This window comes from Streptomyces sp. NPDC050388 (genome assembly GCF_040655635.1).
GTDB lineage: Bacteria > Actinomycetota > Actinomycetes > Streptomycetales > Streptomycetaceae > Streptomyces.
The window spans coordinates 1-9,235 of sequence record NZ_JBFAKH010000152.1; the positions used below are offsets into that span (position 1 = coordinate 1).

At 70.7% G+C, this 9,235-nt stretch carries 9 protein-coding genes and 2 pseudogenes; 5 read left to right on the forward strand and 6 right to left on the reverse strand.

Annotation, left to right across the window (positions count from 1 at the left end; all coding sequences use genetic code 11):
- Positions 1-244: 244 nt before the first annotated feature.
- Positions 245-649 carry a (2Fe-2S) ferredoxin domain-containing protein gene (locus AB0I73_RS38800; protein WP_363045107.1) on the reverse strand — a complete coding sequence of 135 codons (405 nt, stop codon included), beginning with the start codon at positions 647-649 and terminating at the stop codon, positions 245-247.
- Complete coding sequence (locus AB0I73_RS38805) at positions 646-2,622, reverse strand: heavy metal translocating P-type ATPase (protein WP_363045108.1); 1,977 nt, start codon at positions 2,620-2,622, stop codon at positions 646-648. Before AB0I73_RS38805 ends, AB0I73_RS38800 begins: the two co-directional genes overlap by 4 nt.
- 94 nt (positions 2,623-2,716) lie before the next feature.
- Here AB0I73_RS38805 and AB0I73_RS38810 point away from each other — a divergent pair, with 94 nt between their 5' ends.
- The 4 genes and pseudogenes from AB0I73_RS38810 to AB0I73_RS38825 all read left to right on the forward strand — a co-directional run.
- Positions 2,717-3,106: a metalloregulator ArsR/SmtB family transcription factor gene (locus AB0I73_RS38810; RefSeq protein ID WP_363045109.1), complete on the forward strand. Its 390-nt coding sequence runs from the start codon at positions 2,717-2,719 to the stop codon at positions 3,104-3,106.
- A gap of 597 nt (positions 3,107-3,703) precedes the next feature.
- Positions 3,704-3,811 (forward strand): annotated as a pseudogene (locus AB0I73_RS38815) (superoxide dismutase); the annotation flags it as partial.
- Between the two features lie 67 nt (positions 3,812-3,878).
- Positions 3,879-4,595, forward strand: a complete 717-nt coding sequence (locus AB0I73_RS38820) for an IS6 family transposase (protein WP_363045110.1) — start codon at positions 3,879-3,881, stop codon at positions 4,593-4,595.
- A gap of 79 nt (positions 4,596-4,674) precedes the next feature.
- Positions 4,675-4,857 (forward strand): annotated as a pseudogene (locus tag AB0I73_RS38825) (IS4 family transposase); the annotation flags it as partial.
- Positions 4,858-5,252: 395 nt separating this feature from the next.
- Here AB0I73_RS38825 and AB0I73_RS38830 read toward each other — a convergent pair.
- Positions 5,253-5,666 (reverse strand): MerR family transcriptional regulator, encoded by a 414-nt coding sequence (locus AB0I73_RS38830; RefSeq protein WP_363045111.1) that lies wholly within the window; start codon positions 5,664-5,666, stop codon positions 5,253-5,255.
- A gap of 419 nt (positions 5,667-6,085) precedes the next feature.
- Between AB0I73_RS38830 and AB0I73_RS38835 the strand changes: the two genes are divergently transcribed.
- Positions 6,086-7,576 carry a SulP family inorganic anion transporter gene (locus AB0I73_RS38835; RefSeq protein ID WP_363045115.1) on the forward strand — a complete coding sequence of 497 codons (1,491 nt, stop codon included), beginning with the start codon at positions 6,086-6,088 and terminating at the stop codon, positions 7,574-7,576.
- Positions 7,577-7,629: 53 nt separating this feature from the next.
- Here AB0I73_RS38835 and AB0I73_RS38840 read toward each other — a convergent pair whose 3' ends face one another.
- The 3 genes from AB0I73_RS38840 to AB0I73_RS38850 all read right to left on the reverse strand — a co-directional run bounded on the left by AB0I73_RS38840 (position 7,630) and on the right by AB0I73_RS38850 (position 9,043).
- The gene (locus AB0I73_RS38840) at positions 7,630-7,800 is read right to left on the reverse strand and encodes a PmrA (protein ID WP_363045112.1); all 171 of its coding nucleotides are present in this window, start codon (positions 7,798-7,800) and stop codon (positions 7,630-7,632) included.
- A 46-nt stretch (positions 7,801-7,846) separates the two neighbouring features.
- Positions 7,847-8,050, reverse strand: a complete 204-nt coding sequence (locus tag AB0I73_RS38845; protein ID WP_363045113.1) for a cold-shock protein — start codon at positions 8,048-8,050, stop codon at positions 7,847-7,849.
- A 759-nt stretch (positions 8,051-8,809) separates the two neighbouring features.
- Positions 8,810-9,043: a hypothetical protein gene (locus tag AB0I73_RS38850; RefSeq protein ID WP_363045114.1), complete on the reverse strand. Its 234-nt coding sequence runs from the start codon at positions 9,041-9,043 to the stop codon at positions 8,810-8,812.
- Between the last annotated feature and the right edge of the window lie 192 nt (positions 9,044-9,235).

The window sequence follows — 9,235 nt, forward strand, 5'->3', positions numbered from 1 at the left end:
ACCGTGGAGGTAGTGGACCGCGGAGCACAGCTGCACCCCGAGAAGCGCCACGTCGGCGGCGGACGGCCGGCGCCGCAGCCGGTGGACGAGGTGGGACGGCGCTGTCACGTTATTGAGGGTGTGAGTGTCTGGCGGTGTGTCGGGTGTCGTGGGGCCGAGTTCCGGCTCCGTGCTGACGCTGTGGTGAGCAGGCTGGCGACGCCGGAATGAGGGGTGCCTGCCGCTGCGTTTGGCGGCGGGCGGGTCAGTCTTCGAGTTCGTGCCGGATACGGCGGGAGGGCTGGAAGGTGTAGAGGTCGAGGATGCCGGGCGGGTCGGCCAGGCCGGGGCCGCCGCCCTTGATCCAGGTGGTGATGTCGGTGGTGGCGTCGGGGTCGTTGACCAGGCCGAGCCAGACGGGGCGCCCGCCGGCCTTGCGGCCGGCCGTGGAGGGCTGGACGACGATGACGTTGGCGCGTTCGCAGGCGTCGAGGCAGTTGGTGACTCGTACGGTCGCGGCGCCGTCCACGGCCTGGCGCAGGTCGCGCAGTTGGGCCGTGTGGTCGAGGCCGCCGATCTTGGGGGTGCCGCAGCAGCAGCCGCGGCAGACGGTGACGGTGGGCCGTGCCGCTCCCGTTGCGGGGGCGGCACGGCGGGTGCGTTTGCTCATGCGGTGTCCTTGGCGGGGTTGGTCCAGGCGGCCTCGCGCAGCAGGCGCAGGCCGTTGAGGCCGACGAGGACGGTGGAGCCCTCGTGTCCGGCGACGCCGAGGGGCAGCGGGAGGGTGCCGAGCAGGTCCCAGGCGACCAGGGCGGTGATGAACACCCCGGCGATGGCCAGGTTCTGGAGGACCAGGCGGCGGGCGGTGCGCGAGAGGTGCACGACGGTGGGGATGGTGGCCAGCTCGTCGCGGACCACGACGGCGTCGGCGGTCTCCAGGGCGAGGTCGGAGCCGGCCTTGCCCATGGCGATGCCGGAGTGGGCGGCGGCCAGCGCGGGTGCGTCGTTGACGCCGTCGCCGACGACCAGCACCCGCCGTCCCTCGGCCTCCCACTCCTTGACGGCGGCCACCTTGTCCTGGGGCAGCAGCCCGGCGCGGACGTCGGTGATGCCGACCTCGGCTGCCAGGTGCCGCGCGGCGCGCTCGTTGTCGCCGGTCAGCAGCACCGGGGTGCGGCCGGTCAGGCGGGTGAGTGCGGCTACGGTGGCGACGGCGTCCGGCCTCAGCCGGTCGGCGATCCCCAGCACCCCCACCGGTGTGCCGTCGCGCAGCACCGCCACCGCGGTACGCCCGGCTTCCTCCAGCTCCCGCACCACCTTCTGGTGGGCCGGGTCGGCGTCGGCGGGCAGCAGCCGGGTGGGGGAGCCGACCTGGACGGTGTGGCCGGCGACGGTGGCGGTGACGCCCTGGCCGGGGACGGAGGCGAAGCCGTCGGCGTCGGCAAGAACCAGACCGCGTTCGCGGGCGGCGTCCACGACGGCGCGTGCCAGCGGGTGCTCGCTGGGGTGTTCGGCCGAGGCGGCGAGGGCGAGCACCTCGTCCTCGGTCAGGGCACTGCCGGGCAGCGGGCGGATGTCGGTGACGTGTGGGGCGCCCTCGGTGAGGGTGCCGGTCTTGTCGAGGGCGACGGTGTCGATCTGGCCGAGGCGTTCCATCACGACGGCGGACTTCGCGAGGACGCCGTGGCGTCCGGCGTTGGCGATCGCGGACAGCAGTGGCGGCATCGTGGAGAGCACGACCGCGCACGGCGAGGCGACGATCATGAACGTCATTGCCCGCAGCAGGGCCGGCTGCAACTCGTCGCCGAAGGCGAGCGGGACGGAGAAGACGGCCAGGGTCGCGATGACCATGCCGATCGAGTAGCGCTGCTCGATCTTCTCGATGAACAGCTGGGTGGGGGCCTTGGTCTCGGAGGCTTCCTCGACCATCGCCACGATCCGGGCGATCACCGAGTCCGCCGGGTCGCGCTCGATGCGCACGCGCAGGGCGCCGGTGCCGTTGACGGTGCCGGCGAACACTTCGTCCCCGGCCTGCTTGGCCACCGGCAGCGGTTCGCCGGTGATGGTGGCCTGGTCGACGTCGCTGGCTCCGGCGAGGACCTGGCCGTCACCGCCGACCCGCTCGCCGGGCCTCACCAGGATCGTGTCCCCGACCTTCAGCTGTGCGGCGTCGACGCTTTCCTCGGTGCCGTCGGGCAGGAGCCTTGTCGCGGTGGAGGGGGCGAGGTCGAGCAGGCCGCGCACGGAGTCCGCGGTGCGGGCGGTGGCGACCGCCTCCAGGGCGCCGGAGGTGGCGAAGATGACGATCAGCAGTGCACCGTCCAGGATCTGGCCGATCGCGGCGGCGCCGAGCGCCGCGACGACCATCAGCAGGTCCACATCCAGCGTCTTGTCCTTGAGGGCCTTCAGCCCCTCCCAGCCCGGTTCCCAGCCGCCGGTGATGTAGGTGGCGGCGAACAGCGTCCCCCACAGCCAGGCCGGACCGTCCAGCAGGTACAGCGGGAGGGCGAGCAGGAACAGCACCAGCGCCGCGAGCGCCCACCGGGCCTCCGGCAGCGCCAGGATGCGGGTGCGGCGCCGCGGCGGGGCGGGACGCGGCCCGGCGGTGGCCGGCGCGGGCCGCTGGTCCAGGACAGGGGACATGACGGAGCAACCCTTCGCGGGTGGGCGGGGCAACGACCTCACCATACAGGAATATTTGAACAGATCTTCATGTGTCATCGCTAGGATGGGTGCCATGGGTCACGGAGCCGACGACAGGAACAACGCCACCCCGCGCGAGCGACTGGACGCGGCGGGGGCAACCGACGTCGCCGCCACCCTCCAGGCCCTCGCCACCCCCTCGCGGCTGTACATCCTGGCCCGGCTCCAGGAAGGCCCCTGCTCGGTCGGCGACCTCGCCGACGCCGTCGGCATGGAAGCCTCCGCCTGCTCCCACCAGCTGCGCCTGCTGCGCAACCTCGGCCTGGTCACCGGTGAACGCCACGGGCGCTCGATCGTCTACGCCCTCTACGACAACCACGTCGCCGAGCTCCTCGACCAGGCGCTCTACCACGTCGAGCACCTGCGCATGGGAATCCGCGACACCCCCGCAGTCGCCACCGCAGAGGCGCCCGCCGGTCTGTAGGGGAGCGGGCGCCGTCGCTCTCACCGATGGCCGGTTGCGCGAGTTCCGCGAGAGGCCGGGAACGATCACGTTCCGCAGGTCGCTGTTCGCAGAAAACCTCTCAAAACCCCGGCGTTCCGCGCGACAGTCCTGACCCGCTGCCGGGGTGGACTTGGCGCCCGATCAAGCCGCACACGCGGTAGAACGTTCCGGTCCGAAGCGTGAGGCCCCGCCGGGATTCCGTGCCGCACCCGCGGCGGGAAGACCGCGACGAAGTATCACACCGCCCGCTTCATCCTCGTCCCCGCCCTCCGTGAGGAGCCGGAGGGCCTGGTCGCTGAGGGAGCGCGGTCCCGTGTTCCCCGAGGCCGGGAGGCGGCCCGGGGGAGTGGGCGCGGCCCTGCGGCGCGGAGACGGGGCCGGCCGGGACCGGCGGGTGTCGGGCGAGAAGACGATCACCTCTCGGGAAGGACGCACCGTTCATGGTGCCGTGCTGCCGAAAGCTGACAGGCCGACCCCGCCATGCCGTGTTGATGCACCTAGGTAGCTGTTGCAGCCAGGTCGTAATAAGGGCGAGCCGGCTTCCGGCGATCACCACCTGGAAAGGGGCTGTGCCTGATGGGCGCCTACGCGCTTCCGGACCTGCCGTACGACTACTCCGCTCTCGCTCCGGCCATCACGCCGGAGATCCTGGAGCTGCACCACGCCGAGCACCATGCCGCTTATGGGCGCTGTCACGTTGGTTGACCGGGTGGGATGATCTCCGGGTTGATCAGGCTGGGAGGGATCCTCGGTGGACAGTGCGCCGTCGTACAGGGGGCCTCGGTATCCGGCCGAGGTGATCTCTTACTGCGTGTGGCGGTGCTTCCGCTTCCCGCTGTCGTTCCGCGAGGTCGAAGAGCTCATGCTCCAGCGCGGCGTGCTTGCCTCCCACGAGACCGTGCGCCGTTGGTGCGCCACGTTCGGCCAGGCCTATGCCGACGGACTGCGCCGCCGTCGGCCCCGGCCCGGCGACACGTGGCATCTCGACGAAGTGTTCGTCAAGATCAACGGTGTGCGGCAGTATCTGTGGCGGGCCGTCGACCGGGACGGCACCGTGCTGGACATCCTGGTCCAGCCGAGGCGGGACGCCAAGGCCGCCAAGCGGTTCCTGGCCAAGCCCATGAGGAGGCAGCAGCGGGTGCCCGGGGTCATGGTCACCGACAAGCTCCGCTCCTACGGCACCGCCCACCGGGAGCTGATGCCCCCGGTCGAGCACCGCTCCCATAGGGGCTTGAACGACCGGGCCGAGAACTCCCACCAGCCCACGCGGCAGCGCGAACGGGCCACGAAGGGCTTCCGCAGCATCGGTGGAGCCGAGCGGTTCCTGGCCGCGTTCAGCGGCATCTCACCTCATTTCCGACCCCGCCGACACCTGATGACCGCCGCCGAACACCGTTTCGAGATGACCATCCGGTTCACCCTCTGGGACCACATCACCAAGAACATCGGCCTGCCCACCCAGGGCTGAACACCGGCCCGAACCCCGGCCCTCACCACGCCCCAACGCGCCGTCAGACACCCACGCACTCACCAACGTGACAACGCCCGCGTTCCTGCTGGTCCACCACGCGCTGCGGGACCTGATGCACCGGGCCGCCCTCAAGGCCGGGCACGATCCCGACCGGATCTCCTTCACCCGCACTCTTCGCGTCGTCCGCCGCCGCGTCACCGGGCAGGCGGTGCTTTCCCCCCTCGCGACTGGCCCGGTCCATCGCCCAGAGCCTGCGTGAGATCGCCGAATGGCTGCTGCCCGCAAGGCGGTTGCGCTCCAACCCCCGCGTGATCAAACGCAAGATGTCGAACTGGGCCCTCAAACGAGCCGAGCGCCATGGCCCACCACGGCCGGACACCCCGACGGTCCGGCTGGTCGGGCCGAGCAGAGCGACTTCAATCAGCCGGAAAACATGCTAAATCACCGGCATTGTGCCCAGAGCCCTGCACGCCCCGTAGCGGCGCCGCTTCAGAAGCCACTCGAAGGTGTCCGGATAAGGAGATCTACGGCCGGTTCGAGCTGGACATGAACAGCCGCCTGGGGCCGGACCTGACCGCCACGGCCGCGACGGTGCCCGGCCCGCGCAGCCCGCAAGACGAGGCGGTACCGGCCCAGACGTGACGCCCGTGGTTCCTAGACACGGGCGGCCGGAGCGTTCTGCTCCAGTCGGGCGCCCAGGGTGGCGGCGAAGTCCTCAGCGCGGGCCAGCTGGACCCGCAGTTTCTCCACCTGCTCGGCGGCGGCCCGCTGGTAGGTCCGTACGCGCTCCAGCAGGGCGTCCCGCTCGTCGGCGTCGAGGCCGGTGCCGGCGTCGAGGCGGTCGGTGGCGTCCAGCAGGTCGCGCATCTGGTCCAGGGTGAAGCCGAGCGGTTTCATCCGCCGGATGACCATGAGCCGGACGACGTCGGCTTCGGTGTAGAGGCGGAAGCCGCCCTGGGAGCGGGTGGAGGGGGCGACCAGGCCGGTCTCCTCGTAGTGCCGGATGGTGCGCAGGGACAGCTCCGTGCGCGCGGCGACCTCGCCGATCTGCATGTGCTTGCTGTCCACGCCCGTGATCCTCTGGCCCTTCTCGTCGTCGGCGGTCTCGGCCCGGGGGCGCCGCCAATCTCTACTCTAACGTTAGGGTAGAGTTGCTGGTGGTGAGGGTGGCTGGCCGCTGTCCCGCCGTTGCCGTGTCGGGGCCGATGCCGCCCCCGGCGAAGTTTCGATTCTTGCAGGAGACAAGCGTGCGCGAGCCCCTGACGCCCGGCACCGCCTGCCCGCCGTGACGCTTCGCCCCCGGATGTGAGCCCGGCCGTGTGTCTGCGCGGACCCCGCTCCTTCCTCTTCTCGACTTCCGGCTCCGCGCTCATGGAGCCACCCCGCGGGGTGCTGGTCCGGCCCCTCCGCGTCCTCCCGCACGCCCCGGCCTGCCGTAGGGGTGTGCCCGAGCACGACAGGTTCCTTCTCCCTTGTCTTCTTCCGCACTGGCTCCCACCACCCGGTTGCGCGGCCTCAAGCCCGACTGGCTGAGCGACCCCAAGGTCTGGCGCACCGAGGTACTGGCCGGCCTGGTGGTCGCGCTCGCCCTGATCCCCGAGGCGATCTCCTTCTCCATCATCGCCGGGGTCGATCCGGCGATCGGCTTGTTCGCCTCCTTCACGATGGCCGTCACGATCGCCGTCGTCGGCGGACGCCGGGCGATGATCTCCGCCGCCACCGGCGCCGTCGCCCTCGTGATCGCGCCACTGAACCGCGAGCACGGCCTCGGCCACCTCGTCGCCGCGGTCATCCTGGCCGGCGTCTTCCAGGTGGTCCTGGGCGCACTCGGGGTCGCGAAGCTGATGCGGTTCGTCCCGCGCTCGGTGATGGTGGGCTTCGTCAACTCCCTGGCGATCCTCATCTTCATGGCCCAGGTACCGGAGCTGACCGACGTGCCCTGGCCGGTCTACCCGCTGATCGCCGCCGGTCTGGCGCTGATGGTGCTCTTCCCGAAGGTCACCACCGTCATCCCGGCCCCGCTGGTGTCGATCGTGATCCTCACCGTCGTCACGATGGCGGCGGGGATCGCCGTGCCCACGGTCGGCGACAAGGGCGAACTGCCCTCCTCCCTGCCCGTGCCGGGCCTGCCGGACGTACCGTTCACCCTGGACACCCTCACGACGATCGCCCCGTACGCGTTCGCGATGGCGCTGGTCGGTCTGATGGAGTCGCTGATGACCGCCAAGCTGGTCGACGACATCACCGACACCCACTCCTCCAAGACCCGCGAGTCCATCGGCCAGGGCATCGCCAACATCGTCACCGGCTTCTTCGGCGGCATGGGCGGCTGCGCCATGATCGGCCAGACGATGATCAACGTGAAGGTGTCCGGCGCCCGCACCCGCCTGTCGACGTTCCTCGCGGGCTCCTTCCTGATGGTGCTGTGCATCGTCTTCGGCCCGGTCGTCTCCGACATCCCCATGGCCGCCCTCGTCGCGGTGATGGTCATGGTGTCGTTCGCGACCTTCGACTGGCACTCCGTCGCGCCGAAGACACTCAAGCGGATGCCGACCGGGGAGATCACCGTCATGGTGGTGACCGTCACGTGCGTGGTCGTCACCCACAACCTCGCCATCGGTGTCGTCGTCGGCTCGATCACCGCGATGGTCGTCTTCGCCAAGCGCGTCGCCCACCTCGCCGAGGTCACCGCGGTCACCGACCCCGACCACACCACCGTGGTCTACCGGGTGACGGGCGAACTGTTCTTCGCGTCCGCCAACGACCTCGTCGGCCGGTTCGACTACGCCGGCGATCCCGACCGGGTCGTCATCGACCTGTCCGCCGCCCACGTGTGGGACGCCTCCTCCGTCGCCGCCCTGGACGCGATCGAGACGAAGTACGCCCAGCGCGGCAAGACCGTCGAGATCACCGGTCTGAACGACCCGAGTGCCGACCTCCACGGCAAGCTCACCGGCGAACTCGCCGACAACCACTGACACCTCACGTGAACGCGCAGGGGCCCCGGCCAGCCGCCGGGGTCCCTGCGCGTTCAGCCTCGGCGGCGGGCGGCCGGGTCGCGCTGGGCCACATGCCGGGCGACCACGTCGACGCCGGGGCGGACGTACCGCTCCAGGGAACGGACGGAGGCGTGGCGGGAGCGGGCCGGCAGCATCGGGGTGGTGGGGATGCGCTCGGCGTCAGGGTGAGCGCGGCCCGACACGGAGGCCCGGCACCGTGGAGGGCGCCGGGCCTGTTCGGGCGCTGGGTCAGACGACGCGGATGTTCTCCGCCTGAAGGCCCTTCTGGCCTTGGGTGATGTCGAACTCCACGTGCTGGCCCTCCTGCAGTTCGCGGTAGCCCTGCCCGGTGATGTTGGAGTAGTGGGCGAAGACGTCCGGGCCGCCGCCCTCCTGGGCGATGAAGCCGAAGCCCTTCTCCGCGTTGAACCACTTCACGGTGCCCTTGGCCATGCCTGTCTCCTTCGAGGGGGTTCGGGCCCGCGCGGTGCGGGTCCGGAGGTGATCGCCTGGTCCGGAGCGGGCTGCACAGCAATGCACCCGCGGGCAAGGTGACCGCGGGCGAACGACTTCGGAACCACGACTGCTCTGTGGATCACGCTAGTCCCTTTGCGGGGGCACCGCAGGCCGAAACCCCGCCGGCCCCGTCGTGCGCCGGTGCCGGCACTGCCGCCGGCCGCTGAAGGCGTCCGCCCGCAGCGACGCCCAGTTCCGAGCACCGGCTCGTGGGGCGTCCGTCAAAGGCTTGCCGAAGTGGACCGCGGCCAGCCCCTCCGGCGGGCGGCCGGGCCGGAGGCGGCGCCGCGGGCCGCGACCGTGTCGGCGCCGGGGCGGACGTACCGCTCCAGGGAGCGGACTCGGGCCGGCCGACGACCGGCTCCAGGACCCCCACCGCGGAAGTGTCTGATCAGCAGCGCCCCTGATCCCTTCGGGCGACTCCACTTCACAGCCTGCGTGCCTGATCAGTGGGGTGTGTGGGTGTCTGATGACGTGGTCGGGGCGTGGCGGGCTTGCGGTTCGGGTCTGAGGTCAGGCCGTGGTGGGTAGGCCGGCACCAGATCACCGGCACCGCCGCACAGCCCGCCGATGTCCGACCCAGACCCGGCGTCGGCGCCCCGGACACAGCCTTGGACGATCACCCCTCAGCCAACGTGACAAGGCCCGTCGGCCCGGGGGGGCCTTGTCACGTTGGCCCGCCCCAGGGCGCCTGAGTCAGCCGCCGAGCCGGGTGCGCAGGAGCTGCTTGCCCAGTTCTGCTCCCTTGCGGCTGTCGGCCTGGGCCTTGCGGAACAGTTCCAGGACCTCTGTGTCGTTCTCCCGTTCCGCGTCCTGGATGTAGGTCTCCATCCGTAGGGCGTTGCTCAGACAGGCCTCGACGAACCAGATGAGGTTGTAGTCCTTGTCCCTGGTGCCGGTGATGTCACCGGTTTCCGTACTGCTGGCCATGACAGTCCTCCTTTTTCCTTCATCAGCGAAGGCAATCTCCGAAACAGAATGCGAGACGGCGCTGAAGATCGCCCGGCGGCCGGGTGTCGGGCGGTACGCCCAGTGAACTCTTCTCGGTAATGTCTCGTGACGTTTTGTGATCTTCGTTCAGGCGGTGCGACCGTGTTCGAGCTGGAGCAGGACGAGGGCAGC

What these genes read in the sequence shown, in the direction of transcription:
- AB0I73_RS38800 (WP_363045107.1), bottom strand. Translation starts at nt 649, where the DNA reads ATGAGCAAACGCACCCGCCGTGCCGCCCCCGCAACGGGAGCGGCACGG.
- AB0I73_RS38805 (WP_363045108.1), bottom strand. Translation starts at nt 2,622, where the DNA reads ATGTCCCCTGTCCTGGACCAGCGGCCCGCGCCGGCCACCGCCGGGCCG.
- AB0I73_RS38810 (WP_363045109.1), top strand. Translation starts at nt 2,717, where the DNA reads ATGGGTCACGGAGCCGACGACAGGAACAACGCCACCCCGCGCGAGCGA.
- AB0I73_RS38845 (WP_363045113.1), bottom strand. Translation starts at nt 8,050, where the DNA reads ATGGCCAAGGGCACCGTGAAGTGGTTCAACGCGGAGAAGGGCTTCGGC.
- AB0I73_RS38850 (WP_363045114.1), bottom strand. Translation starts at nt 9,043, where the DNA reads ATGGCCAGCAGTACGGAAACCGGTGACATCACCGGCACCAGGGACAAG.